Origin of the sequence: Trabulsiella odontotermitis (assembly GCF_001297775.1) — a bacterium.
In the GTDB taxonomy this organism is placed as follows: Bacteria; Pseudomonadota; Gammaproteobacteria; order Enterobacterales; family Enterobacteriaceae; genus Trabulsiella; species Trabulsiella odontotermitis.
Map to the genome: position 1 here is coordinate 197087 of NZ_LIFX01000002.1, position 26744 is coordinate 223830.

Sequence of the window (26744 nt, forward strand, 5' to 3'; positions counted from 1 at the left end):
GACATGAAGCTGATACGCGGCATACATAATTTGAGTCAGGCCCCGCACGGGTGTGTGCTGACCATTGGTAATTTTGACGGCGTGCATCGTGGGCATCAGGCGTTGCTGCAACGTTTACGCGAAGAAGGCCGTGAGCGTGGCGTCCCGGTGGTGGTCATGATTTTTGAACCGCAGCCGCTTGAGCTTTTTTCGGCGGAAAAAGCCCCCGCGCGTCTGACGCGCCTGCGTGAAAAACTGCGCTATCTGGCCGAAAGCGGCGTTGACTATGTGTTGTGCGTTCGCTTCGACCGTCGTTTTGCCGCCCTGACGGCACAAACGTTTATCAGCGATCTGCTGGTAAAACGTCTTGGTGTACAGTATCTCGCCGTAGGCGATGATTTCCGCTTTGGCGCGGGTCGCCAGGGGGATTTCGTGTTATTACAAAAGGCGGGCGCGGAGTTCGGCTTCAGCGTCACCAGTACGCAAACCTTCTGTGAGGGGGGCGTGCGTATCAGCAGTACCGCGGTGCGTCAGGCGCTGGCGGAAGACGATTTGCTCCAGGCAGAGAAATTGCTGGGCCATCCTTTTGTTATTTCTGGCCGCGTGGTGCATGGCGATGAGCTTGGGCGCACCATCGGTTTCCCGACGGCGAACTTACCGCTGCGCCGTCAGGTCTCCCCGGTAAAAGGGGTGTATGCGGTGGAAGTCGCAGGATTAGGCAACACGCTCCTGCCTGGCGTCGCTAATATTGGCACCCGGCCCACGGTGTCTGGCGTACGTCAACAGCTCGAAGTACATCTGTTAGACGTTGCAATGGACCTCTACGGTCGCCATATAGATGTATTACTGCGTAAAAAGATACGCAATGAACAGCGATTCGCGTCGCTGGATGAACTAAAAGCGCAGATTGCGCGTGATGAATTAACCGCCCGTGATTTTTTTGGGCTATCCACCCGGCGTAATGCCTGAACGAGTTTTAAATACGGAACCGAGAATCTGATGAGTGACTATAAATCGACCCTGAATTTGCCGGAAACAGGGTTCCCGATGCGCGGCGATCTCGCCAAGCGCGAACCGGGAATGCTGGCGCGTTGGACCGATGATGACCTGTACGGCATCATCCGTGCGGCGAAAAAAGGCAAAAAAACCTTCATTCTGCATGATGGCCCTCCTTATGCGAATGGCAGCATTCATATTGGTCACTCAGTCAACAAGATTCTGAAAGACATTATCGTGAAGTCCAAAGGACTCGCGGGCTATGACTCGCCGTATGTGCCTGGCTGGGACTGCCACGGTCTGCCTATTGAACTGAAAGTCGAGCAGGAATTCGGTAAACCTGGCGAGAAGTTCACCGCCGCTGAGTTCCGCGCCAAATGCCGTGAATACGCCGCAGGCCAGGTTGATGGCCAGCGCAAAGACTTTATCCGTCTTGGCGTGCTGGGCGACTGGTCGCATCCGTACCTGACGATGAACTTCAAAACCGAAGCCAACATCATCCGTGCGCTGGGCAAAATCATCGGTAACGGCCACCTGTTGAAAGGGGCGAAGCCGGTGCACTGGTGCGTGGACTGCCGTTCTGCGCTGGCAGAAGCGGAAGTCGAATACTACGACAAAACGTCTCCGTCTATCGACGTGGCGTTTGAAGCGGTCGATCAGGACGCCATCAAGGGCAAATTCGGTCTGCCTGGCGTCAGCGGTCCGATCTCTCTGGTGATCTGGACCACCACGCCGTGGACCTTACCGGCAAACCGCGCGATCTCCCTGTCAGCGGAGTTTGACTATGCGCTGGTACAGGTTGAAGGTCAGGCGCTGATCCTGGCGAAAGATCTGCTGGAAAGCGTGCTGAAACGCGCGAATATCACCGATTACACCGTGCTTGGTACTGTCAAAGGCGAAGCGCTGGAGCTGATGCGCTTTAAGCACCCATTCCTCGATTTCGACGTACCGGCGATCCTCGGCGATCACGTGACGCTGGAAGCGGGTACCGGTGCGGTACATACCGCTGGTGGTCACGGTCCGGACGACTACAGCATCAGCCTGAAATACGGTCTGGAAATCGCTAACCCGGTCGGCCCGGACGGTTCCTTCCTGCCAGGTACCTACCCGGCGCTGGATGGCATCAACGTCTTCAAAGCGAACGACATCATCGTTGATATTCTGCGTAACAGCGGCGCGCTGCTGCATGTGGAAAAACTTCAGCACAGCTACCCGTGCTGCTGGCGTCACAAGTCGCCGATCATCTTCCGTGCCACCCCGCAGTGGTTCGTGAGCATGGATCAAAAAGGCCTGCGCGCGCAGTCGCTGGCGGAAATCAAAGGCGTGCAGTGGATCCCGGACTGGGGCCAGGCGCGTATCGAATCAATGGTTGCCAACCGTCCTGACTGGTGTATCTCGCGTCAGCGTACCTGGGGCGTGCCGATGTCGCTGTTCGTGCATAAAGAAACGCAGGAACTGCACCCGCGCACGCTGGAACTGATGGAAGCCGTGGCGCAACGTGTTGAAGTCGACGGTATCCAGGCGTGGTGGGATCTCGACCCGCGCGACATCATGGGTGATGACGCCGACGTTTACGAAAAAGTACCGGATACGCTCGATGTGTGGTTCGATTCCGGATCCACCCACGCGTCCGTCGTGGACGTGCGTCCGGAATTTGCCGGTCATGCCGCGGATATGTATCTGGAAGGTTCTGACCAGCATCGCGGCTGGTTCATGTCCTCACTGATGATCTCCACGGCGATGAAAGGCAAAGCGCCGTATCGCCAGGTGCTGACTCACGGTTTCACCGTCGATGGTCAGGGGCGCAAAATGTCCAAATCCATCGGCAACACCGTGAGCCCGCAGGATGTGATGAACAAACTGGGCGCGGATATTCTGCGTCTGTGGGTGGCGTCCACCGACTACACTGGTGAAATGGCGGTCTCTGATGAGATCCTCAAGCGTGCTGCCGACAGCTATCGGCGTATCCGTAACACTGCGCGTTTCCTGCTGGCGAACCTGAACGGGTTTGATCCGGTAAAAGACATGGTGAAACCGGAAGAGATGGTGGTGCTGGATCGCTGGGCGGTGGGCTGCGCGAAAGCGGCGCAGGAAGACATCGTGAAAGCGTACGAGTCTTACGATTTCCACGAAGTGGTGCAGCGCCTGATGCGTTTCTGCTCCATCGAAATGGGCTCGTTCTACCTCGACATCATCAAAGACAGACAGTACACCGCGAAAGCCGACAGCGTCGCGCGTCGCAGCTGCCAGACCGCGTTGTTCCATATTGCGGAAGCGCTGGTGCGCTGGATGGCGCCGATCATGTCCTTCACCGCTGATGAAATCTGGGGCTACCTGCCGGGCTCTCGTGAGAAGTATGTGTTCACTGGTGAATGGTACGACGGGCTGTTTGGCCTGGCGACAACCGAGCCAATGAACGATGCTTTCTGGGATGACCTGCTGAAAGTCCGTGGTGAAGTGAACAAGGTTATCGAACAGGCGCGTGCTGATAAGAAAGTGGGCGGTTCTCTGGAAGCGGCGGTGACGCTGTTTGCCGAACCGGAACTTTCTGCGAAGCTCACCGCGCTGGGTGATGAATTGCGATTTGTCCTGTTGACCTCCGGCGCGAAAGTTGCGGATTATGCCGGGGCGACGGCAGACGCTCAGCAGAGCGAACTGCTGAAAGGGCTGAAAATCGCCCTGAGCAAAGCCGAAGGTGAGAAATGCCCGCGCTGCTGGCATTACACCACCGATGTCGGTCAGGTGGCGGAACACGCAGACCTCTGCGGACGCTGTGTCAGCAACGTCGCCGGTGACGGTGAAAAACGTAAGTTTGCCTGATGAGTAACTCTGTCTGTTCTACCGGACTGCGCTGGCTGTGGGTGGTCGTCGCGGTGCTGATTATCGATTTAGGCAGCAAGTACCTGATCCTCCAGAATTTTGCGCTGGGGGATACCGTCTCGCTGTTTCCGTCGTTGAATCTGCACTATGCACGCAACTATGGCGCGGCGTTCAGCTTCCTCGCCGACAGCGGCGGCTGGCAGCGTTGGTTCTTTGCTGGTATCGCTATCGGCATTTGCGTGGTGCTGACGGTACTGATGTACCGCGCAAAAGCCACGCAGAAGCTGAATAACATCGCCTACGCGTTAATTATCGGCGGGGCGCTGGGCAACCTGTTTGACCGACTGTGGCACGGCTTTGTTGTCGACATGATCGATTTCTACGTCGGCGACTGGCACTTTGCGACCTTTAACCTCGCCGATACCGCCATTTGTATCGGCGCGGCGCTGATTGTGCTGGAAGGTTTTTTGCCGAACGCGGCCGCGAAGAAACAAGCGTAAGCAGAAATGCCGGGTGGCGCTATGCTGACCCGGCCTACAGAATGACGGCCTGACGTAGGCCCGGTAAGCGAAGTGCCACCGGGCAAACCGATGAGGCAAAACCACAGGCAAATTTGAATGTCTAAATCCGTACAGAGCAATAGCGCCGTGCTGGTGCATTTCACGCTGAAACTCGACGACGGTTCAACGGCCGAGTCGACCCGCAGCAATGGCAAACCGGCGCTGTTTCGTCTCGGCGACGCGTCGTTGTCAGAAGGGCTGGAACAGCACCTGTTGGGGCTGAAAGAGGGGGAGAAAAAATCCTTCTCGCTGGAGCCGGATGCCGCCTTTGGCGTTTCCAGCCCGGACCTCATCCAGTATTTCTCGCGCCGCGAATTTATGGATGCTGGTGAGCCGGAAATCGGCGCGATTATGCTCTTTACCGCAATGGATGGCAGCGAAATGCCTGGTGTGATCCGCGAGATTAACGGTGATTCCATTACGGTGGATTTCAACCATCCGCTGGCAGACCAGACCGTCCATTTTGATGTTGAAGTGCTGGAAATCGATCCGGCGCTGGAGGTTTAAATGCAGATTCTGTTGGCCAACCCGCGCGGTTTCTGCGCCGGTGTAGACCGCGCTATCAGCATTGTGGAAAACGCGCTGGCAATTTACGGCGCGCCAATTTACGTCCGTCACGAAGTGGTGCATAACCGCTACGTGGTCGACAGCCTGCGTGAACGCGGGGCGATTTTTATCGAGCAGATCAGCGAAGTGCCGGACGGCGCGATCCTGATTTTCTCTGCACACGGAGTTTCGCAGGCGGTACGCAACGAAGCGAAAAGCCGCGATCTGACCGTGTTCGACGCCACCTGCCCGCTGGTGACCAAAGTCCATATGGAAGTTGCCCGCGCCAGCCGTCGTGGTGAAGAATCGATCCTCATCGGCCACGCCGGACACCCGGAAGTGGAAGGGACGATGGGCCAGTACAGCAACCCGGAAGGGGGCATGTACCTGGTGGAATCCCCGGACGATGTCTGGAAACTGGACGTCAAAAACGAAACCAAACTGTCGTTTATGACTCAGACCACGTTGTCAGTTGATGATACCTCGGACGTGATTGACGCCCTGCGTCAGCGTTTCCCGAAAATCGTCGGCCCGCGCAAAGACGACATCTGTTATGCCACTACCAACCGTCAGGAAGCGGTGCGCGCGCTGGCGGAACAGGCTGATGTCGTGCTGGTGGTCGGCTCGAAAAACTCCTCTAACTCCAACCGTCTTGCCGAACTGGCGCAGCGGATGGGCAAAACCGCCTTTCTTATCGACGACGCGACCGACATTCAGGAAAACTGGGTGAAAGGTGCAAACTGCGTTGGCGTCACGGCTGGTGCCTCGGCACCGGATATCCTGGTACAGAACGTGATTGTCCGTTTGCAGGAACTGGGCGGCGGTGAGGCGGTTCCGCTGGAAGGCCGCGAAGAAAATATCGTTTTCGAAGTGCCGAAAGAGCTGCGGATGGACATCCGCGAAATCCAGTAATTCCCTTTCCTGAAAGACAACAGTCACCCTCGTGGTGACTGTTGTGGCAAAGCGTCGATTCCGTCACAAGGTTAATCGATTAATCTGCTATGCTTGGTTTGTTGTTCTCCTCGGGCCGGAGAAAAACATGAAACCTGTTCTGTCTCAGCCGCCGCATGTCGACTGGCTGGCGGGGGCGTTTTCGCGCACCCCGTTACTTCGCAAAACTACCCGTCTCGCCGATCTCCCCGGCGTCTTCGCTGATCTTTCCGGCTGGCAGCATGCCGATCCCCAACACATTGTTTATGACGTTGAAATGCTGGATACCCCGTCCGGTTCGGGAGAGCTGTTTACGGGCGTGACCCACCTTTACCCCGGAAAAGTCGGTAACGAATATTTTATGACCCGCGGTCATTTCCACGCCCTGCGTGAACAGGGGGAAGTCTATTTTGGCCTGCGCGGTGAGGGTTTGCTGTTGTTGCAGGATGAGCAAGGAGAGATGCGCCTCGAACCAGTGTCCGCCGGTTCGGTGCACGTCATTCCGGGTTATACCGCGCATCGCCTGATCAATACCGGCACGGAGATCCTCTCGGCGCTGGCGGTCTGGTCGTCCACCGCCGGGCACGATTATGCCGCGCTGGCAGGCGGATTCGCCTGGCGCGTGGTGGAAGACAGCCAGCAGGTACAGGTCAGGGAGGTGCAGAATGGCTGAATACGGCCTCGACATGACCATCCATCACCAGCCGATGGGCTTCAGTTATGGCGATGATGTCACCGGCCCGATGCCGGAGATCCGCTCTCTCGATCAGATCCGCCCGTCGCTGCGCGATCCACAGTGCGACGGGCCTCAGGAGGTGTATGCCATTGCGATGGACGTGGCGCGCATCCAGGATCGTGAAGAGCTGCAAAAACGGATGCTGCTGTTTGGCGTGGTGACTTACGCCGCCGGGCAACTGGGCGAAGAGCCGATCCGCAGCCAGGGGCATGTGCATCGCATCAGCCAGCACAGTGGCTGGTCGCCACCGGAGCTGTATGAAATCTGGCAGGGGAAAGCGATTATCTACATGCAGGAATATGTTGAGGATGATCCGGGGCGCTGTTTCGCGGTGATCGCCGGGCCGGGAGACAAAGTGCTGGTGCCGCCGGGCTGGGGCCATGCCACCATTTCCGCGAGCCCGGACGAGCCGCTGACCTTCGGCGCCTGGTGCGATCGGGAATATGGCTTTGAGTATGACGCGGTGCGCGCGCATAAAGGGCTGGCGTGGTATCCGCTGGTGCAGGAATCGCAGATCGTCTGGCTGCATAATCCGCATTATGTGCCAGGCCGGTTACAGGTGATAGCCCCCCGGCAGTATGAGGAGTTTGGCATTACATCGGCACCGATTTACCAGCAATTCATCGACGATCCCGCCCGTTTCCAGTTCATTTCACGGCCGGATAAAACCGCCGCGCTGTGGCAAAACTTCCATCCCTGACAGACCGGGGCGTGCGCCCCGGTTTTACTGTGGTTACCCGGCAAACAATCCACTGGCGACGCCAATCGCCGCCAGTACCAGCAGCAGAAGCATCGCTTTCACCGGCGACACGCCACGTTTCGCCATCAGATACCAGGTCCCCAGCACCACCACCAGCGGCAGCAGTTGCGGGAAGATACCGTCGAGCATCTGCTGAACGTGAATATTGACGCCGTCTTTAGTGATGAATTCCAGTCCGGTGCCAAGCTTCACGTAGCTCGCCGCCACGCCGCCCATCACGAATACCCCGAGCAACGACAGCGCTTCACGCAGGCGGGTGGATTTGCTGCTCACCAGGATTTCCACCGAGCCGGAGCCCATCTCGTAGCCTTTTAAAAACAGATACCAGGAGCCGGGGACGATGATCGCCAGCCAGGCGACGATATAAAACAGCGGGCCTAAGATGCTACCGCCTGCCGCCAGCGCCATCCCGATACTGAGCAGAATCGGGATCAGCATGCCAGGGATCATTGAGTCGCCGATCCCGGCGAGCGGCCCCATCAGGCCGACTTTCAGCGTGTTAATGGTGTCACCGTCGACAGGCTCGCCATTGGCCTTTTTCTCTTCCAGGCCCAGTGCCATCCCGTTCACGATGGCACCGATTTGCGGCTCGGTGTTGTAGAAGGAGGCGTGGCGGCGCAGCATTTCGGTGCGCCCGGCGGCATCCGGGTAGAGTTTGCGGGCGACAGGCAACATGCTCAGGCAGAAGCCGAACGATTCCAGACGCTCGAAGCTCATCGAAGACAGGTTGTGCATCATCCACGCGCGCCAGCAGCGGCGCAGATCTTTACGGGTCAGTTTACGCTCTTCCATCAGAATTCATCCTCATCATCAGCCACCGGGGCAGAAGGCGCAGTCTGAGGCGCTTCCGGTTTATAGTTGTAATGAATCAGCGCCAGCAGCGCGCCGACAATCACCAGCGCGACCATGTTCAGCTTCAGGAAAACGATGCACACGAAGCCCACGAGAAAGTAGATCAGCATGGTGTAGTTTTTAATGATTTGCTTGAGCAGAATCGCAATACCCACCGCTGGCAGAATGCCGCCCAGCACGTTCATAATGGAAAGCACCACTTTCGGCAGGCTGTCCATAAACTCGCTGATGTACTGTGCGCCGAAATACACCGCGATAAACGTCGGCACAAAACGCAGCAGGAAGTTGGTGGCTTGCGGCCAGATGGCGCTGTTGAGGTAAATACCGCGTTCGTCGCCACGCTCCAGCGCGGTATCGGCGCGGTGGTTCCAGAAAGAGTTCAGTACCATCATGGCGTTGAACAGAATGGTTCCCGCGATACCGATGGTCGCAGCCAGCGCCACCGCCACTTCCGGCCCTTTGCCGGAAAGAATGCCCAGCGCAATGGCCGGAAAGGCCACAAAGTTAAGATCGGCAGGCATCGAGCCGCCGGGGGTCACCATGGCGATATACACCGCCTGCACCGCCACGCCAATCATGATCCCGGTTTTGATATCACCGAGGATCAGCCCCACCAGCATGCCGGAGACCAGCGGGCGGGTGATGAGATACCAGCCGCCCGTCAGGCCAAACAGCCAGGGACTACTGAGCGCGCCCAGATAGCAGAGCACGCCAATTAATGCCGCTTCGATAAACATCGTCTGCTCCTTATTTCATTTTTTGTCGGGCGTCCTGCCAGCTGTAATGACTGGCATCCGGTACCAGACGGAATTCAATGTGATGACCATGCGCGCTTAACCAGTCGAAAGCGGCGATTTCTCCGGCATTGACTGACTGGTTGGGACCGATGGTGACCGTGTCAGCGCGGGCGCTCATCGGGCCAACGTTGATTTTGCCGTTGCTGTTTTTGAGGCTGATGCCTGCCTGTTCTATTTTTTGCAGCGTGACCGGTGACTTGCCGATGACGAAATAGCGCTTGTCGCTGGCAATGACTTTGGGCAGTTTCTCGATCGCGGTGGCAGTATCAAACAGCCACACTTTGGTATCAGACACCGCCCCTTTCATCACCGAAGAGAGCAGAGGATCGGCCGCGACGGCATCATCTATCGCCACGATGCCATCGCAGGGCAGCTCTTTGGCCCAGCGTGTGACGAGCTGCCCATGAATGACGCGGTCGTCAATACGTACAAATGAAATGCTCATAATGGGCTCCTTAAAAATCGTCAGACTGGGCGCTGGCGTTGATTTCGGCCACCACCAGAGTCGGTTGCGTCAGGGCGAGCAATTGCGCCGCGGCTGCGTTAACGTCCCGAAAATCCAGTATCTCGTCGGTCTGCAGCAGCATCGGAAGATTGACGCCGCCAATGACACTTACCGGCGGCGACACCTCAGGAGAAAACGCATACTGGCAGGCGACGTTCCACGGCGTACCGCTTTGCATATCGCACAGCACCAGTACGCCGTCAGCGCCCTGGCTGGCGGTAGTCAGCACACGGGCGAAATCCTGTTTAAAGCCTTCAATGCCGGTTTCGCCCGTCAGTGTCACCGTAAAAACGTGCGGCAATGCGCCGTACACCATTTCGGCGCTCTCCCGCATCGCCGTTGCCAGCGGGCCGTGCGAGGCCACCATCACATGAATCATTGTTATCCCCTTACCCAGGCTTTTACTGTCGCCAGTTGCTGACCAGCCCCTTTACCCCACGGCGTGATGCGATATTCGCCCACGCTCGCCGGAATGATGAACGTCTCGGCGTAATGCACCACAAAAGGCTCGAAAGCGCCGTTCGGGCTTTCAACTCGCGCTTCCGCGCCCTCCACCAGATTGAGGACGTTCACACCGCCGTCAGTATGGTGGGTGACCGGGCCGGTAAACCAGTGGCGGCGCGTTTCAATAAATTCGCGTTCGTGCAGCCCGGTTCGTTCTTCGCGCCAGTCGTCGCCCTCCGCCAGCACGTCAATGCGGTTCACCAGATGCTGATGCACCCACTCGGTATCGCGCTGCCAGTCGATGACCTGCTCGCCGTGATCGAGATGTACCGGGCGCGGCAACCCGTCGAGGCCGAGGCGTCCCCAGTCCCAGAGCTTGAAGGTGAAAATGTACGGCGTGGCGCTGATCTCCAGCACCATCGTACCTGCGCCGGAACAGTGGACGGTTCCCGCCGGGATCAAAAAGTGGTCGTGTTTGCAGGCCGGGATTTGATTAACGAAACGCGCGTCGTCAAACGCTTTTTCGCCCCGCGCCGCCTGGCGCAGATCATCAAACATCGCCTGCGGTTCAGTGCCACTGCGTACCCCGAGATAGACCACCGCGCCGGGCTCCGCGTCGAGAATGTAATAACTCTCGTCCTGGGTGTAGTGCATGCCAAACTGCTGCTGAATGTATTCCGTCAGCGGATGCACTTGAAAACTCAGATTTTGCCCGCCAATGGTGTCGAGAAAATCAAAGCGAATCGGAAATTCCGCGCCGAAGCGGGCGTGGACTTTTTCGCCCAGCAGTGTGCGGGGGTGCAGCAGCACCAAATCCAGAGAGGGGATCTCGATCCGCACGTCGCCAAACCGCATCAACAGGCTGTTTTCCTCGGGCACGCAGTCAAAACACCATGCGTAGTTGGGTTTCATGGGATCGAGATCGAATTGTTGTTTCATCCACTGGCCGCCCCAGACGCCGGGGTCGAAGAACGGCACGACGCGGAACGGGCGACGGGTGAGTTGTTCCAGCCCGGCACGCAACGCCTCGCCGCTGACCATTGCTGGCGCATTCGCCACGGTGGTATCCAGCAGGTAATCGGCGCGCTTAAGCAGCGGGGTTTTATGGCGATCGAACACCCGCCATTCGATGAAAAAGGCGCGCTTGTAGCGGCGCAGGATATCTTCGTTGTAATTTTCCACGCCCCAGTTGCCCAGTTCGCCGCTGCGCATCCGCAACTGAATCTCCCAGCGCGGCAAATCGGCATACACCAGCACGTCGCCGGGGTGCACCAGGGCAGCGCCCGGCCCACAGACAATCACCAGCGCTTCCGGAGCGCTCTGTACTTGTTTTTGCAGGTCGGCGAGGGCCTGAGGGTCGAAAAACTCAGGCAACTGGTGGCAGGAGAGCACGCCGAAAACGCGATCGTCAGTCAGGTTGCGGGCCAGCAGGGCATGTAACGCCTGCTCGTCCCGGCGCGCGTTCTCCGCGTTGATCCAGCGGGCGGTACTGAATTCAGCCCGCAATGCCTGCTCCAGCTCTTCGAGCCGGACGCCAGGATAGCAGTCGATCACCAGCACGGTTTTCGTTTTCCCGGCAATCCGCTGGCGAAGTTCAGCGATAATCGCGTCCCAGCCGCGGCAGGCGTGGTGATCGTAGCCCTGCACGGTCACTTCAGGGTATTTATCGTAAGTGGTCTTTTTCATTAGCGAACTCCCTCTGCGTTAAATTAAGATTAATCGATTAACCTCAATGTGGAAGAGTGGTTAACGCGATTAACCTGTCAAAACCCGCAGGAAATGGCCTCCTGAAACAGAGAGTGTGAAGTGCTTCACAAGGAAAAATGCAATTTACAGGTTATTCGATTAATCTGGAGGGGACGAAGGAGGAAGTTATGACCACAGTGACGCTGGCGCAGGTCGCCGGGATAGCGGGAGTCTCAACGGCCACGGTATCGATGGTGCTGCGCAACCGCGGGCGTATCTCGCAGGCCACCCGGGAACGGGTGCTGAAGGCGCTGGATGAATCCGGCTACGTCTACAACCAGACCGCCGCCAACTTACGCAACCGCAGCAGCAATCAGGTCGGTTTGTTGCTGCACGACATCACCAACCCCTTTTATGGTGAGATGACGGCAGGGTTAAGCCATGAAATGGAACGCCATGAGATGTTGCTGTTTCTGGCCAACAGCGAAGAGTCGGAAGAGCGGCAGCAAAAGTTTGTTGATTCCCTGATGCGTAATAACGCCTGTGGCATGGTGCTGTGCGCCGCCCGGGAAACTCCGCAGGCGTTTTTTGATGGGCTCAAGCGGCGCAATATTCCGGCCATCATGGTGGTGCGCCCGTTAAACGATCCTGATTTCGATTTTGTCGGTACTGATAACTTTCTCGGTACCCAGATGGCGACCGCGCATTTGCTGCGACTGGGGCACCGCCATATCGCGTTTATTGGCGGCAGCCTCAATTCCGGCACCCGTTCGCAGCGTATTGGCGGTTACACCAGTAAGTTGCTGGAGAGCGGCATTTCGCCCAATCCTGACTGGATTGTCACCTCGCAGGCCAGCCAGAGCGACGGCGCGCGCGTAGCAGAAATGCTGTTCAGCCAGTACCCGCAGATCACCGCTGCCGTCTGTTATCAGGACATCGTCGCGCTGGGCGTCATGCAGGCGCTGCGCAAAATGGGGCGGGAAGTGGGGCGCGATTTTGCGCTGGTGGGCTTTGATGACATCACCGAAGCCGCGCTGGTGCAACCGGCGCTGACCACCGTTTCGGTGGCGGCAAAAGAGATTGGCCGTAAGGCGGGAGAGCTGCTTTTCAGTCGGATTCAGGGCAATGATGAGCCGCCGAAACGCATTATTCTGCCACCGGCCCTGGTGATCAGGGAATCCTGTGGTTTTCGCTGAGAGTGATGTTTTTTACTGATATCTCCCGTCACATAACGTTAAATTCTAATTACTGGCGTTTTCAGATGGCGGCCCCGGCGGAGGCTGGTTACTCTGAAAAACGGTTTACCTGAAATCAACACAAGAGAATAGATATGCATGATGCACAAATCCGCGTCGCCATTGCGGGCGCGGGCGGACGTATGGGGCGTCAGTTAATTCAGGCGGCGGCACAACTGGATGGCGTTCAACTGGGCGCGGCGCTGGAGCGTGAAGGATCTTCCCTGCTGGGAAGTGATGCGGGCGAACTGGCGGGCACGGGCAAAACCGGCATTATCGTGCAAAGCAAACTGCAGGCGGTAAAAGACGATTTTGATATTTTTATCGATTTCACCCGCCCGGAAGGCACACTGGCGCATCTGGCGTTCTGCCGGGAAAACGGCAAGGGGATGGTCATCGGCACCACCGGCTTTGATGACGCCGGAAAACAGGCCATTCAGGATGCGGCGCGGGATATCGCCATCGTATTTGCCGCCAATTTCAGTGTTGGTGTCAACGTGATGCTCAAGCTGCTGGAAAAAGCGGCAAAGGTGATGGGCGATTACACCGATATTGAAATCATCGAAGCACACCATCGTCATAAAGTGGATGCGCCGTCAGGTACGGCACTGGCGATGGGCGAGGCCATTGCCCACGCGCTGGATAAAGACCTGAAGGACTGTGCGGTTTACAGCCGGGAAGGGCACACGGGTGAGCGCGTTGCTGGCACCATCGGTTTCGCCACCGTCCGCGCGGGCGACATTGTCGGTGAACATACCGCGATGTTTGCTGATATCGGCGAACGCATTGAGATCACCCATAAGGCGTCCAGCCGCATGACTTTCGCGAATGGCGCGGTTCGTTCGGCATTATGGCTGAAAGGCAAGAAAAATGGCCTTTTTGATATGCGCGACGTGCTAGATTTGAATAATCTGTAAGGGTTTGTACCGTTCGTGATGTGGTATTAGCAGTCATAAGCAGTTGATTGCGTAGGGCAATAGTTTTATTGCCCTTTTATTTTTCTAGTTTTGTTTCTCTTTTTGCATTAACCGCTTATTACTCTGTGTTTTCTTTCCTATTTGTGTTGATGAATTGTAAATTTTGACCAGATGGTCTACTTTTTTACTTTCTGTCGGCATGAATGACATTCTTTTTGTCGCGCAAGCGTTTTCTGTGTGAAGTTTGCTGATCATTTTGCCTGTTAAAAGCGGATAACTTGTCCAGTGGCGCAAAATAACACGCAAAATTGGTGTTTTGAGTTGACTTTTACCCCCCGAATCTCCAGAATGCCGCCGTTTGCCAGAAATTCGCGGGCAGCAGATTTGCATTGATTCATCCGGTAGTTGTGAATTAATATGCAGATAAAGTGAGTGAATATTCTTTGGAGGGTGTTTTGATAAAGTCAGCGCTTTTGGTTCTGGAAGACGGAACCCAGTTTCACGGTCGGGCCATAGGGGCAACGGGCACGGCGGTTGGGGAAGTCGTTTTCAATACTTCAATGACCGGTTATCAAGAAATCCTCACTGATCCTTCCTACTCCCGCCAAATCGTCACTCTTACTTATCCCCATATCGGCAATGTCGGCACTAACGCCGCTGATGAAGAATCCTCTCAGGTTCATGCGCAAGGTCTGGTCATTCGCGACCTGCCGCTGATTGCCAGCAACTTCCGCAACACCGAAGACCTCTCGTCGTACCTGAAACGCCATAACATCGTGGCAATTGCTGATATCGATACCCGTAAGCTGACGCGTTTGCTGCGCGAGAAGGGCGCCCAGAACGGCTGCATCATCGCCGGTGATAACCCTGATGCCACGCTGGCGCTGGAAAAAGCCAACGCGTTTCCGGGCCTGAACGGCATGGACCTGGCGAAAGAAGTGACCACTGCTGAAAACTACAGCTGGACGCAAGGCAGCTGGACGCTTGCCGGCGACCTGCCGGAAGCGAAAAAAGAAGACGAGCTGCCGTTCCACGTCGTGGCCTACGACTTCGGTGCCAAGCGCAACATCCTGCGTATGCTGGTGGACAGAGGCTGCCGCCTCACGGTGGTTCCGGCGCAGACCCCGGCGGAAGAGGTGCTGAAGATGAACCCGGACGGCATTTTCCTCTCCAATGGCCCTGGCGACCCGGCACCGTGCGATTACGCTATCGCCGCGATTAAACAGTTCCTCGACACCGATATTCCGGTCTTTGGCATCTGCCTCGGCCATCAGTTGCTGGCGCTGGCGAGCGGTGCGAAAACTGTCAAAATGAAGTTCGGCCACCACGGCGGCAACCACCCGGTGAAAGATATCGACAACAACACGGTGATGATCACCGCGCAAAACCACGGTTTTGCGGTGGACGAAGCGTCGATGCCTGCCTGCCTTCGCGTCACGCATAAATCGCTGTTTGACGGTACCCTGCAGGGGATCCATCGCACCGACAAACCGGCGTTCAGCTTCCAGGGTCACCCTGAAGCCAGCCCGGGCCCGCACGATGCGGCGCCGCTGTTCGATCACTTTATCGAACTGATTGAGACCTACCGTAAGACCGCTAAATAATCAGGAGCTGAGAGAACCATGCCAAAACGTACCGATATTAAAAGCATCCTGATCCTCGGCGCTGGCCCGATTGTTATCGGCCAGGCCTGCGAATTCGACTACTCCGGTGCCCAGGCGTGTAAAGCGCTGCGCGAAGAGGGTTACCGCGTCATTCTCGTCAACTCCAACCCGGCGACCATCATGACCGACCCGGAAATGGCTGATGCCACCTACATCGAGCCGATTCACTGGGAAGTGGTGCGCAAAATCATTGAGAAAGAGCGCCCGGACGCAGTGCTGCCGACCATGGGCGGCCAGACGGCGCTGAACTGCGCGCTGGAGCTGGAGAGTCAGGGCGTGCTGGCGGAGTTTGGCGTCACCATGATTGGCGCCACCGCTGATGCGATTGATAAAGCCGAAGACCGCCGCCGTTTCGACGTCGCCATGAAAAAAATCGGTCTCGACACCGCGCGTTCTGGCATCGCCCATACGATGGAAGAAGCACTGGCTGTGGCGGCTGACGTGGGTTACCCGTGCATCATCCGTCCGTCCTTTACCATGGGCGGCACCGGTGGCGGTATCGCTTACAACCGTGAAGAGTTTGAAGAGATCTGCGAACGCGGTCTCGATCTTTCCCCGACCAACGAGCTGCTGATTGATGAGTCGCTGATTGGCTGGAAAGAGTATGAAATGGAAGTGGTGCGCGATAAGAACGACAACTGCATCATCGTCTGTTCCATCGAAAACTTCGACGCCATGGGCATTCATACCGGTGACTCCATCACCGTCGCCCCGGCGCAGACCCTGACCGACAAAGAATATCAAATCATGCGTAACGCCTCGATGGCGGTACTGCGTGAGATCGGCGTTGAAACCGGCGGGTCGAACGTACAGTTCGCGGTGAACCCGAAAAACGGTCGCCTGATTGTGATCGAAATGAACCCGCGCGTTTCCCGCTCTTCGGCGCTGGCCTCCAAAGCGACCGGCTTCCCGATTGCCAAAGTGGCAGCGAAACTGGCCGTGGGCTACACCCTCGACGAACTGATGAACGACATCACCGGCGGTCGCACTCCGGCGTCGTTTGAGCCGTCCATCGACTACGTCGTGACGAAAATTCCGCGCTTCAACTTCGAAAAATTCGCTGGTGCCAATGACCGCCTGACCACCCAGATGAAATCGGTCGGGGAAGTGATGGCGATTGGCCGTACGCAGCAGGAATCAATGCAGAAAGCGCTGCGTGGTCTGGAAGTGGGCGCCACCGGTTTCGACCCGAAAGTGAGCCTCGACGACCCGGAAGCGCTGACTAAAATTCGTCGCGAGCTGAAAGACGCGGGCGCCGAGCGTATCTGGTACATCGCCGATGCGTTCCGCGCCGGGCTGTCCGTTGACGGCGTATTCAACCTGACCAACATTGACCGCTGGTTCCTGGTGCAGATTGAAGAGCTGGTACGCCTGGAAGAGAAAGTGGTGGATGTCGGCATCAACGGCCTCGACGCTGATTTCCTGCGCCATCTGAAGCGCAAAGGCTTTGCCGATGCGCGTCTGGCAAAACTGGCGGGCGTGCGCGAAGCGGAAATCCGCAAGCTGCGCGACCAGTACGACCTGCACCCGGTCTACAAACGCGTCGACACCTGTGCGGCGGAATTCGCCACCGATACCGCGTACATGTACTCCACTTATGAAGACGAGTGTGAAGCGAACCCGTCTGTCGACCGCGAAAAAATCATGGTCCTCGGCGGCGGCCCAAACCGTATCGGCCAGGGCATTGAATTCGATTACTGCTGCGTACACGCCTCGCTGGCGCTGCGCGAAGACGGTTACGAGACCATCATGGTCAACTGTAACCCGGAAACCGTCTCCACCGACTACGACACCTCTGACCGCCTGTACTTCGAGCCGGTCACTCTGGAAGACGTGCTGGAAATCGTCCGCATCGAGAAGCCGAAAGGCGTCATCGTGCAGTATGGCGGCCAGACGCCGCTGAAACTGGCGCGTGCGCTGGAAGCGGCGGGCGTCCCGGTAATCGGCACCAGCCCGGATGCCATCGACCGTGCCGAAGACCGCGAGCGTTTCCAGCATGCGGTTGAACGCCTGAAGCTGAAACAGCCTGCCAACGCCACTGTTACAGCCATTGAGCAGGCCGTTGAACGAGCGAAGGAAATTGGTTATCCGCTGGTGGTGCGTCCGTCTTACGTGCTGGGCGGCCGTGCGATGGAAATCGTCTACGACGAAGCGGATCTGCGCCGCTACTTCCTGACAGCGGTCAGCGTTTCCAACGACGCGCCGGTACTGCTGGATCACTTCCTTGACGACGCGGTTGAAGTGGACGTTGACGCCATCTGCGACGGCGAAACGGTGCTGATTGGCGGCATTATGGAGCACATTGAGCAGGCGGGCGTGCATTCCGGCGACTCCGCATGTTCGCTGCCCGCGTACACCCTGAGCCAGGAAATCCAGAACGTGATGCGCCAGCAGGTGCAGAAACTGGCCTTCGAACTGCAGGTGCGCGGTCTGATGAACGTGCAGTTTGCGGTGAAAGACAACGAAGTGTACCTGATTGAGGTCAACCCGCGTGCGGCGCGTACCGTGCCGTTCGTCTCCAAAGCCACCGGTGTTCAACTGGCGAAAGTGGCGGCGCGCGTGATGACAGGCAAGACGCTGGCTCAGCAGGGCGTGACCAAAGAGGTCATTCCGCCGTACTACTCGGTGAAAGAAGTGGTGCTGCCGTTCAACAAATTCCCGGGCGTTGACCCGCTGTTAGGGCCGGAAATGCGCTCTACCGGGGAAGTGATGGGCGTGGGCCGTACCTTCGCCGAAGCGTTCGCCAAAGCGCAGCTTGGCAGTAACTCGACGATGAAGAAAAACGGTCGCGCGCTGCTCTCTGTTCGCGAAGAAGACAAAGAGCGCGTGGTGGACCTGGCAGCCAAGCTGCTGAAGCAGGGCTTTGAGCTGGATGCCACCCACGGCACGGCGATTGTGCTCGGTGAAGCCGGTATCAACCCGCGTCTGGTGAACAAGGTGCATGAAGGGCGTCCGCACATTCAGGACCGTATCAAGAATGGCGAGTACACTTACATCATCAACACCACCGCAGGGCGTCAGGCGATTGAAGACTCCAAACTGATTCGCCGCAGCGCGCTGCAGTACAAAGTGCATTACGACACCACGCTGAACGGCGGTTTCGCCACCGCTATGGCGCTGAACTCCGATGCCACTGAGAAAGTGGTCTCCGTTCAGGAAATGCACGCGCAAATCACCCGCTAAGTAATCCCCCCGGCGGCAGGTGTTCGCCGGGGTTTCCCCGATTGCCCCTCTTCAGAGTGTTCTGGTTTTCCCGCTTGATAGCGTCAGCTAGCCTAAAATGATTAGACAGATCATTATTTTTAACGCAAAAGCAGGGGGAAACACCATGCGTAATACACTATTGATCAGTTCTGTTCTGGCTGCTGCGGCGCTGTTTACTGTGGCGGGTTGTTCGTCAAATCAGGCGATGAAAACCACCGACGGCCGTACGATTGTGACCGACGGTAAACCGCAGGTGGATGACGATACCGGTCTGGTCTCGTACAAAAATGCTGAAACCGGCCAAACGGAACAAATTAACCGCGATCAGGTTAAAACCATGGGTGAACTGGACAATTAACCCTGTGCAGTGGCGTTTGCCACTGCATTCTTTCGTTTGACGACACAAATCACCTTGTGGCTTCTTTATTATTTTTCCAATAACCTTACTGATCCCTAATAACCTTGCCGGTCGCGGCTGCCAGGGCCAGCGTCTGGTCAAAGGGAAGAAAATCTGCTCCGCATTCTATTCCCGCCTGAGACCCCTCATCTGACAAAAGAGGTGGTCTGTAACAACGCGACGCGCTTTCATGTCGTTTTCAGCGGCAATCGCTTATGATTAACATCATGCGTTAAAGCCAGCTGAGAAAGTCATGATTCTAATTATTTATGCCCATCCTTATCCGCATCATTCGCATGCGAATAAACGGATGATTGAGCAAATCAGGGAGCTCGACGGCGTCGAAATCCGTTCGCTTTATCATCTTTACCCCGATTTTAATATCGATGTTGCTGCCGAGCAGGAGGCGATTTCCCGCGCTGACCTGATCGTCTGGCAACATCCGATGCAATGGTACAGCATCCCGCCGCTGCTCAAACTGTGGATCGACAAAGTCCTCTCTCACGGCTGGGCCTACGGTCACGGCGGCAAGGCGCTGCACGGTAAAAGCCTGATGTGGGCGGTGACCACCGGCGGCGGTGAAAGCCATTTCGATATCGGTTCCCATCCCGGGTTTGACGTGCTGGCGCAGCCGTTGCAGGCGACGGCGCTTTATTGTGGCCTGAAATGGTTGCCGCCGTTTGCCATGCACTGCACTTTTGTCTGCGACGACGAAACGCTGCAGGCGCAGGCGCGACACTTCAGACAGCGGCTCATCGACTGGCAGGAGGCGCATCATGGATAGCCATACGCTGATACAGGCGCTGATTTATCTGGGGTCGGCGGCGCTGATCGTGCCGATTGCCGTCCGTCTGGGGCTGGGATCGGTGCTCGGGTATTTAATTGCCGGTTGCATTATCGGCCCGTGGGGGCTGCGTCTGGTGACGGATGCGGAGTCGATTCTCCACTTCGCGGAAATCGGCGTGGTGCTGATGTTGTTCGTCATCGGCCTGGAGCTTGATCCGCAGCGGCTGTGGAAACTGCGCGCCTCGGTGTTTGGCGGTGGCGCGTTGCAGATGGTCGCCTGTGGCGTGCTGCTCGGCGGCTTCTGCATACTGCTCGGCCTCGACTGGAAAGTGGCGGAACTGATCGGCATGACGCTGGCACTCTCCTCCACGGCTATCGCCATGCAGGCGATGAATGAACGTAACCTGACCCTGACGCCCATGGGGCGCGGCGCTTTTGCGGTTCTGCTGTTTCAGGATATCGCCGCCATTCCGCTGGTGGCGATGATCCCGCTGCTGGCCGCCAGTGGCGCGTCAACGACCCTTGGCGCTTTCGCGCTGTCGGCGCTGAAAGTGGCAGCGGCGCTGGTGCTGGTGGTTCTGCTGGGCCGCTACGTGACCCGTCCGGTGCTGCGCTTTGTTGCCCGCTCGGGTCTGCGGGAAGTGTTCAGCGCCGTGGCACTGTTTCTGGTGTTTGGTTTCGGCCTGTTGCTTGAAGAGGTCGGACTGTCAATGGCGATGGGCGCGTTTCTCGCCGGTGTGCTGTTAGCCAGCTCGGAATACCGTCATGCGCTGGAAAGCGATATCGAACCGTTTAAAGGGCTGCTGCTGGGGCTGTTCTTTATCGGCGTCGGCATGTCTGTTGATTTCGGTACGCTGGTGACGCATCCGCTGCGGATCCTTATTTTGCTCGCCGGATTCCTGCTGATTAAGCTGCTGATGTTGTGGCTGGTGGCGCGTCCGCTGGGTGTACCGAAAGCGCAACGCCGCTGGTTTGCCGTGCTGTTGGGGCAGGGCAGTGAGTTCGCCTTTGTGGTGTTTGGTGCGGCGCAAATGGCGAATGTGCTGGATCCCGAATGGGCCAAAGCACTGACGCTGGCGGTAGCGCTGTCGATGGCGGCGACGCCAGTCCTGCTGGTACTGCTGAATCGTCTTGAGAAATCCGGTAGCGGCGAAGAGCGCGAAGCCGATGAGATCGACGAAGAACAGCCGCGCGTGATCATCGCGGGATTCGGGCGTTACGGGCAGATTGCCGGTCGTTTGCTGCTCTCCAGCGGCGTGAAAATGGTCATTCTCGACCACGATCCCGACCATGTGGATACCCTGCGTAAATTCGATATGAAAGTCTTTTACGGCGACGCGACGCGGGTCGATTTGCTCGAATCGGCGGGAGCGGCGAAAGCCGAAGTGTTGATTAACGCCATTGACGATCCGCAGGCCAGCCTGCAACTGACGATGCTGGTGAAAGAGCACTTCCCGACGCTGAAAATCATCTCCCGCGCCCGCGATGTGGATCATTACATTCAGTTGCGCCAGGCGGGCGTGGAAGCGCCAGAGCGTGAAACCTTCGAAGGAGCGCTGAAGTCCGGTCGCATGACGCTGGAAGCGCTGGGGCTTGGCCCGTACGAAGCGCGCGAACGTGCTGACCTGTTCCGCCGTTTTAATGAACGGATGGTGGAAGAGATGGTGGACATTGCAGAAGAGGACGATGCTTCCTTTGCCGCCGCGTATAAGCGCACCAGTGCGATGCTGACCGATATTATCAATGAAGATCGCAATCATCTGTCGATTATTCAGCGCCACGGCTGGCAGGGAACGGAAGAGGGGAAACATACCGGTAAGGCAGAGGACGAACCGGAAAGCAGACCGACTGCCTGACGTAAAAGTGTGATGTTACGCACACTTTACGGCTAACGTTTTGTTTCTTAACCACTGTAATGCTGGCGGTCCATTTCCGGGACGTGGACTCGCCAGCAAATTGAGAATTTTTCGCTTTCTTTACCCTGGCGCCAGTCGACGAAAGATTTTGCTTTCCGTATAGTGGCGGCAATTTTTTGCATCCGGGAAACTTTCAATGATCAGTCTGATTGCGGCGTTAGCGGTAGATCGCGTAATTGGTATGGAAAACGCCATGCCGTGGAATTTGCCAGCCGATCTCGCCTGGTTCAAACGTAATACCTTAAACAAGCCGGTGGTAATGGGTCGCCTGACGTGGGAATCCATCGGTCGTCCATTGCCAGGGCGCAAGAACATTGTCATCAGCAGCCAGCCGGGCACTGACGACCGCGTGCAGTGGGTGAAATCGGTGGATGAGGCCATCGCCGCCTGCGGTGACGTTGAAGAGATCATGGTGATTGGCGGCGGGCGCATCTACGCGCAATTCCTGCCGAAAGCCCAGCGGCTTTATCTGACGCATATTGACGCTGAAGTGGAAGGCGATACCCATTTCCCGGATTACGATCCGGATGAATGGGAATCGGTCTTCAGCGAATTTCACGACGCCGATGGCCAGAACTCGCACAGCTACTGCTTCGAGATCCTGGAACGTCGTTGAGGAATCTCCCTCTCCCGGCCGGGAGAGGGGTCATTATGAGGCGACGGCTTCGTCGTCTTCACCCAGATCCATCTGGCGATTCGACGGCTGTATGAAGTACGCTTTGTCTTCCCAGCGCAGGCAGGTCAACACGCCACCCCAGCAACAACCGGTATCCAGACCGTAAATCCCTTCCGGCGTCCCCTGGCCTTCCAGCGACGCCCAGTGACCAAACACCACGCTGTATTCATCCGTCACCGGCCCTTTCAGGGCAAACCACGGTTTCAGCGGCGCCGGAACATTTTCCGGCGACTCTTTGCTGTACATGTCTAACTGCCCGTTAGGGAAGCAATAGCGCATGCGGGTCAGGGCATTGGTGATGAAACGCAGCCGCGCGAGACCGCTCAGCTCCGGCGACCAGTGGTTGGGCAGGTCGCCATACATCGCATCCAGGAAGAAGGGGTAAGAATCGCTGCGCAGCACCGCTTCTACGTCGCGGGCACACAGCTTTAGCGTGTCGATATCCCACTGCGGCGTGACGCCCGCGTGGACCATCAGTAGCTTCTTCTCTTCATCGATTTGCAGCAACGGCTGGCGACGCAGCCAGTTAATCAGCTCGTCGGCGTCTGGTGCTTCCAGCAACGGCGTCAGGCGGTCTTTCGGCTTGTTGCGGCTGATCCCGGCAAAGATAGCCAGCAGGTGCAGATCGTGGTTACCGAGCACCATACGCACGCTGTCACCGAGCGATTTAACAAAACGCAGAACTTCTAACGAACCAGGGCCACGAGCAACAAGGTCGCCAGTCAGCCAAAGGGTGTCACGTTCAGGTGAGAAATCTACCTGTTTCAACAATGAGATCAGTTCATCGTAGCAACCATGAACGTCACCGATTAAGTATGTCGACATTGTATTAGTGAATTTGAGTTGGTACAGCCAGACGGAATACGGGAATGTCTATCTGGAAGGCGTTCCCGTGTAAATCGACCATCTCATAATGGCCTTGCATGGTGCCCAGTGGCGTCTCGATGACGGCGCCGCTGGTATATTGAAATTCTTCGCCAGGGGCGATATGCGGCTGTTCGCCGACGACGCCTTCGCCCTGGACTTCGGTTTCACGACCGTGGCCGTTGGTGATTAACCAGTAACGGCCCTGAAGCTGGACAGACGATCGCCCCAGATTGCGGATGGTGACGGTATAAGCGAAAACGTAGCGGTCTTCGTCCGGGGAGGACTGGGATTCGATGTAGACGCTTTGCACCTGCACACAAACAAGGGGCTTATCGTTCATACTTTAGCTCTCTTTCGTGGGGGCATTGTCGGTCAGCCAGTTTGCCAGCAGGCAGTACTGCGCGACCGAAATATTCTCGGCGCGCATGGCCGGATCGATTCCCAACTCAGTCAGAACCTCAACGCTGAAGACATTCCCCAGACTGTTGCGGATCGTTTTACGGCGCTGGTTAAACGCTTCGGTGGTGATGCGGCTCAGGGCGCGCACCTCTTTCACCGGATGCGGCATTACCGCGTGAGGTACCAGACGCACCACGGCGGAATCCACCTTTGGTGGCGGCGTAAACGCGCCAGGCGGCACTTCCAGCACCGGGATAACCTGACAGTAATACTGCGCCATGACGCTTAATCGACCATACGCCTTACTGTTTGGTCCTGCAACCAGACGATTAACCACCTCTTTTTGCAGCATGAAATGCATGTCCGCAATCGCATCAGTATAGCTAAACAGGTGGAACATCAGCGGTGTGGAGATGTTATAGGGCAGGTTGCCAAAGACGCGCAGCGGTTGACCCAGCTCCTGCGACAGCTTACCGAAGTCCATGGTCATGGCGTCCTGCTGGTAAATCGTCAGCTTCGGCCCGAGGAACGGATGCGTTTTCAGGCGTGCCGCCAGGTCGCGGTCAAGCTCGATAACGGTGAGTTTATCCAGCCGTTCGCCGACCGGTTCCGTCAGCGCCGCGAGACCCGGGCCGATTTCAACCATCGCCTGGCCTTTCTGTGGATTGATCGCCGAGACGATACTTTCGATCACAAACTGATCGTTGAGGAAGTTTTGCCCGAAACGTTTACGGGCTAAGTGGCCCTGATGGACTCGATTATTCATTGAGAGTTAACAATCATTTTGATGGCGAGATTAAGCGCCGTAATAAAACTGCCGACTTCCGCTTCGCCTTTGCCCGCCAGATCAAGCGCGGTGCCGTGGTCAACGGAAGTTCGAATAAAAGGTAGACCCAGCGTAATGTTTACGCCACGGCCAAAGCCCTGGTATTTTAGCACGGGCAGGCCCTGATCATGGTACATTGCGAGCACGGCATCCGCATGGTCGAGATACTTCGGCTGAAAGAGCGTATCGGCAGGTAGCGGACCGCTCAGGTGCATTCCCTTCGCGCGCATCTCTTCAAGCACCGGAATGATGGTGTCTATCTCTTCCGTACCCATATGGCCGCCTTCACCGGCGTGTGGATTCAGACCGCACACCAGCACGTGCGGCTGCGCAATACCAAATTTGTTTTGCAGATCGTCATGCAGAATGGTGATCACGTCGCGCAGCAGATCCGGCGTGATGGCGTCGCTGATGGCTTTCAGCGGCAGATGCGTGGTCGCCAGCGCCACCCGTAATTCTTCGGTCGCCAGCATCATGACCACTTTGCTGGCCCGCGAACGTTCTTCAAAGAACTCGGTATGGCCGGTAAACGCGATCCCCGCATCGTTGATGATCCCCTTATGCACCGGGCCGGTGATCAACGCGGCAAACTCGCCGCTCACCGCGCCATCACAGGCGCGCGCCAGTGTTTCGACCACATAGGGGCCGTTGAGCACGTTGAGCACACCAGGTTCCGTGGGAGCATGCAGGGCGACAGGCAGAAGGGTTAGCGTGCCCGCGCGCTGCGGGCGTGCGGGTTGCCCGGGGGAATAGGGCAGGAGCGTCAACGGCAAACCGAGCGTTGCCGCCCGGTTTATCAGTAAATCGCCATCGGCACAAACGACCAGCTCGACCGGCCAGTCGCGTTGTGCGAGCTGGGCGACGAGGTCCGGGCCAATCCCGGCAGGTTCGCCGGGAGTGATTACGACACGATATGTCATTAGTTGCTCAGAATTTTCACATACGCGCTGGCGCGTTGTTCCTGCATCCAGGTGGCGGCTTCTTCCGCAAACTTACGGTTCATCAGCATGCGGTAAGCGCGGTCTTTCTGCGCCGCGTCGGTTTTATCAACGTTGCGGGTATCCAGCAGTTCGATCAGATGCCAGCCGAAGGAAGAGTGAACCGGGCCGCTCATCTGGCCTTTGTTCAGTTTAAGCAGCGCATCACGGAACGCCGGATCGTACATATCTGGCGCGCCCCAGCCCAAATCGCCGCCCTGGTTAGCCGAACCGGGATCCTGAGAGAACTCTTTCGCCGCGTCAGCAAAACTGGTTCTGCCGCTCTTGATATCCGCCGCGATTTGTTCAAGCTTCGCACGTGCCTGGTCGTCGCTCATGATTGGCGATGGCTTCAGCAGGATGTGGCGGGCATGCACTTCGGTGACCGAAATGCTTTGCGACTGACCGCGCAGGTCATTCACTTTCAGCACGTGGAAACCGACGCCGGAACGGATAGGGCCAACCACATCGCCTTTCTTCGCGGTGCTCAGCGCCTGAGCGAAGATAGACGGCAGTTCCTGAATACGACCCCAACCCATCTGGCCGCCTTTCAGCGCCTGCTGGTCAGCAGAATATGTGATCGCCAGTTTGCCGAAGTCCGCGCCGTTACGCGCCTGATCGACAATAGAACGCGCCTGCGTTTCGGCTTCGTTGACCTGATCGGAGGTCGGGTTTTCCGGCAGCGCGATCAGGATATGGCTCAGATTCAGCTCTGTGCTGGCATCGTTCTGGTTACCCACCTGCTTCGCCAGCGACTCAACTTCCTGCGGCAGCACGGTAATGCGGCGACGCACTTCGTTGTTACGCACTTCAGAGATGATCATCTCTTTGCGGATCTGGTTGCGGTAGGTGTTGTAGTTGATCCCGTCATAGGCCAGACGGCTGCGCATCTGATCCATCGACATATTGTTCTGTTTGGCAATATTGGCGATCGCCTGATCGAGCTGCTCGTCAGTGACCTTGACGCCCATTTTCTGGCCCATCTGCAAAACAATCTGGTCCATAATCAGACGTTCGAGGATCTGATGGCGCAACGTGGCGTCATCCGGCAACTGTTGCCCGGCCTGACCGGCGTTAAGTTTCACCGATTGCATCAAACCATCAACGTCGCTTTCCAGCACGACGCCGTTATTGACGACGGCAGCTACTTTATCGACAACCTGCGGGGCCGCGAAGCTGGTATTCGCTATCATAGCGAGACCGAGAAGCAGCGTTTTCCAGTTCTTCATACTTTTTCCATTTTTACCCGCCCTAATGGCGGTTTTCGTT

Annotated in this window: 26 protein-coding genes; 15 read left to right on the plus strand and 11 right to left on the minus strand. The window is 57.1% G+C overall.

The genetic code is table 11. From position 1 onward, the window contains the following. Positions 1 to 3: 3 nt before the first annotated feature. The 7 genes from ribF (at position 4) to AOY23_RS02785 (ending at position 7267) form a co-directional block, all read left to right on the plus strand. The gene (gene ribF / locus AOY23_RS02755; RefSeq protein WP_054178312.1) at positions 4 to 948 is read left to right on the plus strand and encodes a bifunctional riboflavin kinase/FAD synthetase; all 945 of its coding nucleotides are present in this window, start codon (positions 4 to 6) and stop codon (positions 946 to 948) included. Between the two features lie 30 nt (positions 949 to 978). Continuing rightward, positions 979 to 3795 (plus strand): isoleucine--tRNA ligase, encoded by a 2817-nt coding sequence (ileS, locus tag AOY23_RS02760; RefSeq protein WP_054178313.1) that lies wholly within the window; start codon positions 979 to 981, stop codon positions 3793 to 3795. Then, positions 3795 to 4295, plus strand: coding sequence for a signal peptidase II (lspA, locus tag AOY23_RS02765; RefSeq protein ID WP_038155744.1), 501 nt, complete (start codon positions 3795 to 3797; stop codon positions 4293 to 4295). The genes ileS and lspA overlap by 1 nt, the downstream gene beginning before the upstream one ends. Before the next feature lie 117 nt (positions 4296 to 4412). Continuing rightward, the gene (fkpB, locus tag AOY23_RS02770; RefSeq protein WP_038155742.1) at positions 4413 to 4862 is read left to right on the plus strand and encodes an FKBP-type peptidyl-prolyl cis-trans isomerase; all 450 of its coding nucleotides are present in this window, start codon (positions 4413 to 4415) and stop codon (positions 4860 to 4862) included. Further along, positions 4863 to 5813, plus strand: coding sequence for a 4-hydroxy-3-methylbut-2-enyl diphosphate reductase (ispH, locus tag AOY23_RS02775; RefSeq protein ID WP_054178314.1), 951 nt, complete (start codon positions 4863 to 4865; stop codon positions 5811 to 5813). Positions 5814 to 5940: 127 nt separating this feature from the next. Then, on the plus strand, positions 5941 to 6504 hold the full coding sequence (locus tag AOY23_RS02780; RefSeq protein WP_054178315.1) for a glucose-6-phosphate isomerase family protein: 564 nt from the start codon (positions 5941 to 5943) through the stop codon (positions 6502 to 6504). Then, entirely contained in the window at positions 6497 to 7267 is a 771-nt protein-coding gene (locus tag AOY23_RS02785) for a glucose-6-phosphate isomerase family protein (protein ID WP_054178316.1), read from the plus strand. The genes AOY23_RS02780 and AOY23_RS02785 overlap by 8 nt, the downstream gene beginning before the upstream one ends. 33 nt (positions 7268 to 7300) lie before the next feature. On the opposite strand, the gene AOY23_RS02790 is transcribed toward AOY23_RS02785, so the two are convergent. From AOY23_RS02790 to AOY23_RS02810, 5 genes are read right to left on the minus strand one after another with little or no spacing between them, the layout of a single operon-like run. Next, positions 7301 to 8119, minus strand: a complete 819-nt coding sequence (locus AOY23_RS02790) for a PTS system mannose/fructose/sorbose family transporter subunit IID (protein WP_054178317.1) — start codon at positions 8117 to 8119, stop codon at positions 7301 to 7303. Continuing rightward, a complete protein-coding gene (locus AOY23_RS02795) occupies positions 8119 to 8916 on the minus strand; it encodes a PTS mannose/fructose/sorbose/N-acetylgalactosamine transporter subunit IIC (protein ID WP_054178318.1) in 798 nt (265 codons plus the stop codon). Before AOY23_RS02795 ends, AOY23_RS02790 begins: the two co-directional genes overlap by 1 nt. Positions 8917 to 8926: 10 nt before the next feature. Continuing rightward, positions 8927 to 9421 carry a PTS sugar transporter subunit IIB gene (locus tag AOY23_RS02800; protein ID WP_054178319.1) on the minus strand — a complete coding sequence of 165 codons (495 nt, stop codon included), beginning with the start codon at positions 9419 to 9421 and terminating at the stop codon, positions 8927 to 8929. Between the two features lie 10 nt (positions 9422 to 9431). After that, a complete protein-coding gene (locus tag AOY23_RS02805; protein WP_054178320.1) occupies positions 9432 to 9860 on the minus strand; it encodes a PTS sugar transporter subunit IIA in 429 nt (142 codons plus the stop codon). A gap of 2 nt (positions 9861 to 9862) precedes the next feature. Further along, positions 9863 to 11611 (minus strand): class I mannose-6-phosphate isomerase, encoded by a 1749-nt coding sequence (locus AOY23_RS02810; RefSeq protein ID WP_054178321.1) that lies wholly within the window; start codon positions 11609 to 11611, stop codon positions 9863 to 9865. A gap of 188 nt (positions 11612 to 11799) precedes the next feature. Between AOY23_RS02810 and AOY23_RS02815 the strand changes: the two genes are divergently transcribed. Both AOY23_RS02815 and dapB read left to right on the plus strand, forming a co-directional pair. Further along, on the plus strand, positions 11800 to 12807 hold the full coding sequence (locus AOY23_RS02815; RefSeq protein WP_054178322.1) for a LacI family DNA-binding transcriptional regulator: 1008 nt from the start codon (positions 11800 to 11802) through the stop codon (positions 12805 to 12807). Positions 12808 to 12941: 134 nt separating this feature from the next. Continuing rightward, the gene (dapB, locus tag AOY23_RS02820) at positions 12942 to 13763 is read left to right on the plus strand and encodes a 4-hydroxy-tetrahydrodipicolinate reductase (RefSeq protein WP_054178323.1); all 822 of its coding nucleotides are present in this window, start codon (positions 12942 to 12944) and stop codon (positions 13761 to 13763) included. 84 nt (positions 13764 to 13847) lie between these two features. On the opposite strand, the gene AOY23_RS21470 is transcribed toward dapB, so the two are convergent. After that, positions 13848 to 14153, minus strand: a complete 306-nt coding sequence (locus AOY23_RS21470; RefSeq protein ID WP_072170903.1) for a hypothetical protein — start codon at positions 14151 to 14153, stop codon at positions 13848 to 13850. A 65-nt stretch (positions 14154 to 14218) separates the two neighbouring features. Here AOY23_RS21470 and carA point away from each other — a divergent pair, with 65 nt between their 5' ends. The 6 genes from carA (at position 14219) to folA (ending at position 22346) form a co-directional block, all read left to right on the plus strand. Beyond that, positions 14219 to 15367, plus strand: coding sequence for a glutamine-hydrolyzing carbamoyl-phosphate synthase small subunit (gene carA / locus AOY23_RS02825; protein WP_054178324.1), 1149 nt, complete (start codon positions 14219 to 14221; stop codon positions 15365 to 15367). An 18-nt stretch (positions 15368 to 15385) separates the two neighbouring features. Beyond that, a complete protein-coding gene (gene carB, locus AOY23_RS02830; RefSeq protein WP_054178325.1) occupies positions 15386 to 18610 on the plus strand; it encodes a carbamoyl-phosphate synthase large subunit in 3225 nt (1074 codons plus the stop codon). Positions 18611 to 18755: 145 nt separating this feature from the next. Beyond that, positions 18756 to 18989 carry a YgdI/YgdR family lipoprotein gene (locus AOY23_RS02835; protein ID WP_038155712.1) on the plus strand — a complete coding sequence of 78 codons (234 nt, stop codon included), beginning with the start codon at positions 18756 to 18758 and terminating at the stop codon, positions 18987 to 18989. 292 nt (positions 18990 to 19281) lie between these two features. Beyond that, positions 19282 to 19812, plus strand: coding sequence for a glutathione-regulated potassium-efflux system oxidoreductase KefF (kefF, locus tag AOY23_RS02840; protein ID WP_054178326.1), 531 nt, complete (start codon positions 19282 to 19284; stop codon positions 19810 to 19812). Next, positions 19805 to 21670, plus strand: a complete 1866-nt coding sequence (gene kefC / locus AOY23_RS02845) for a glutathione-regulated potassium-efflux system protein KefC (RefSeq protein ID WP_054178327.1) — start codon at positions 19805 to 19807, stop codon at positions 21668 to 21670. Before kefF ends, kefC begins: the two co-directional genes overlap by 8 nt. 196 nt (positions 21671 to 21866) lie before the next feature. After that, entirely contained in the window at positions 21867 to 22346 is a 480-nt protein-coding gene (folA, locus tag AOY23_RS02850; RefSeq protein WP_054178328.1) for a type 3 dihydrofolate reductase, read from the plus strand. A gap of 33 nt (positions 22347 to 22379) precedes the next feature. On the opposite strand, the gene apaH is transcribed toward folA, so the two are convergent. The 5 genes from apaH to surA are packed head-to-tail and all read right to left on the minus strand — an operon-like array spanning position 22380 to position 26704. After that, positions 22380 to 23231 carry a bis(5'-nucleosyl)-tetraphosphatase (symmetrical) ApaH gene (gene apaH / locus AOY23_RS02855; protein WP_054178329.1) on the minus strand — a complete coding sequence of 284 codons (852 nt, stop codon included), beginning with the start codon at positions 23229 to 23231 and terminating at the stop codon, positions 22380 to 22382. Between the two features lie 4 nt (positions 23232 to 23235). Next, complete coding sequence (apaG, locus tag AOY23_RS02860) at positions 23236 to 23613, minus strand: Co2+/Mg2+ efflux protein ApaG (protein WP_049849807.1); 378 nt, start codon at positions 23611 to 23613, stop codon at positions 23236 to 23238. Between the two features lie 3 nt (positions 23614 to 23616). Further along, positions 23617 to 24438 (minus strand): 16S rRNA (adenine(1518)-N(6)/adenine(1519)-N(6))-dimethyltransferase RsmA, encoded by an 822-nt coding sequence (gene rsmA, locus AOY23_RS02865; protein WP_054178330.1) that lies wholly within the window; start codon positions 24436 to 24438, stop codon positions 23617 to 23619. Continuing rightward, positions 24435 to 25418, minus strand: coding sequence for a 4-hydroxythreonine-4-phosphate dehydrogenase PdxA (gene pdxA / locus AOY23_RS02870; RefSeq protein WP_054178331.1), 984 nt, complete (start codon positions 25416 to 25418; stop codon positions 24435 to 24437). Before pdxA ends, rsmA begins: the two co-directional genes overlap by 4 nt. Continuing rightward, the gene (gene surA, locus AOY23_RS02875; protein WP_054178332.1) at positions 25418 to 26704 is read right to left on the minus strand and encodes a peptidylprolyl isomerase SurA; all 1287 of its coding nucleotides are present in this window, start codon (positions 26702 to 26704) and stop codon (positions 25418 to 25420) included. Before surA ends, pdxA begins: the two co-directional genes overlap by 1 nt. Between the last annotated feature and the right edge of the window lie 40 nt (positions 26705 to 26744).

Bases quoted from the DNA above. Each gene is read 5' to 3' on its own strand.
- dapB (WP_054178323.1), top strand. From the start codon at position 12,942: ATGCATGATGCACAAATCCGCGTCGCCATTGCGGGCGCGGGCGGACGT.
- fkpB (WP_038155742.1), top strand. From the start codon at position 4,413: ATGTCTAAATCCGTACAGAGCAATAGCGCCGTGCTGGTGCATTTCACG.
- AOY23_RS02795 (WP_054178318.1), bottom strand. From the start codon at position 8,916: ATGTTTATCGAAGCGGCATTAATTGGCGTGCTCTGCTATCTGGGCGCG.
- AOY23_RS02815 (WP_054178322.1), top strand. From the start codon at position 11,800: ATGACCACAGTGACGCTGGCGCAGGTCGCCGGGATAGCGGGAGTCTCA.
- AOY23_RS02805 (WP_054178320.1), bottom strand. From the start codon at position 9,860: ATGATTCATGTGATGGTGGCCTCGCACGGCCCGCTGGCAACGGCGATG.
- AOY23_RS02800 (WP_054178319.1), bottom strand. From the start codon at position 9,421: ATGAGCATTTCATTTGTACGTATTGACGACCGCGTCATTCATGGGCAG.
- pdxA (WP_054178331.1), bottom strand. From the start codon at position 25,418: ATGACATATCGTGTCGTAATCACTCCCGGCGAACCTGCCGGGATTGGC.
- folA (WP_054178328.1), top strand. From the start codon at position 21,867: ATGATCAGTCTGATTGCGGCGTTAGCGGTAGATCGCGTAATTGGTATG.
- AOY23_RS02835 (WP_038155712.1), top strand. From the start codon at position 18,756: ATGCGTAATACACTATTGATCAGTTCTGTTCTGGCTGCTGCGGCGCTG.
- surA (WP_054178332.1), bottom strand. From the start codon at position 26,704: ATGAAGAACTGGAAAACGCTGCTTCTCGGTCTCGCTATGATAGCGAAT.
- kefF (WP_054178326.1), top strand. From the start codon at position 19,282: ATGATTCTAATTATTTATGCCCATCCTTATCCGCATCATTCGCATGCG.
- AOY23_RS02780 (WP_054178315.1), top strand. From the start codon at position 5,941: ATGAAACCTGTTCTGTCTCAGCCGCCGCATGTCGACTGGCTGGCGGGG.
- AOY23_RS02810 (WP_054178321.1), bottom strand. From the start codon at position 11,611: ATGAAAAAGACCACTTACGATAAATACCCTGAAGTGACCGTGCAGGGC.
- rsmA (WP_054178330.1), bottom strand. From the start codon at position 24,438: ATGAATAATCGAGTCCATCAGGGCCACTTAGCCCGTAAACGTTTCGGG.
- apaH (WP_054178329.1), bottom strand. From the start codon at position 23,231: ATGTCGACATACTTAATCGGTGACGTTCATGGTTGCTACGATGAACTG.
- AOY23_RS21470 (WP_072170903.1), bottom strand. From the start codon at position 14,153: ATGCAAATCTGCTGCCCGCGAATTTCTGGCAAACGGCGGCATTCTGGA.
- ribF (WP_054178312.1), top strand. From the start codon at position 4: ATGAAGCTGATACGCGGCATACATAATTTGAGTCAGGCCCCGCACGGG.
- AOY23_RS02785 (WP_054178316.1), top strand. From the start codon at position 6,497: ATGGCTGAATACGGCCTCGACATGACCATCCATCACCAGCCGATGGGC.
- carB (WP_054178325.1), top strand. From the start codon at position 15,386: ATGCCAAAACGTACCGATATTAAAAGCATCCTGATCCTCGGCGCTGGC.
- AOY23_RS02790 (WP_054178317.1), bottom strand. From the start codon at position 8,119: ATGGAAGAGCGTAAACTGACCCGTAAAGATCTGCGCCGCTGCTGGCGC.
- apaG (WP_049849807.1), bottom strand. From the start codon at position 23,613: ATGAACGATAAGCCCCTTGTTTGTGTGCAGGTGCAAAGCGTCTACATC.
- kefC (WP_054178327.1), top strand. From the start codon at position 19,805: ATGGATAGCCATACGCTGATACAGGCGCTGATTTATCTGGGGTCGGCG.
- ileS (WP_054178313.1), top strand. From the start codon at position 979: ATGAGTGACTATAAATCGACCCTGAATTTGCCGGAAACAGGGTTCCCG.
- lspA (WP_038155744.1), top strand. From the start codon at position 3,795: ATGAGTAACTCTGTCTGTTCTACCGGACTGCGCTGGCTGTGGGTGGTC.
- ispH (WP_054178314.1), top strand. From the start codon at position 4,863: ATGCAGATTCTGTTGGCCAACCCGCGCGGTTTCTGCGCCGGTGTAGAC.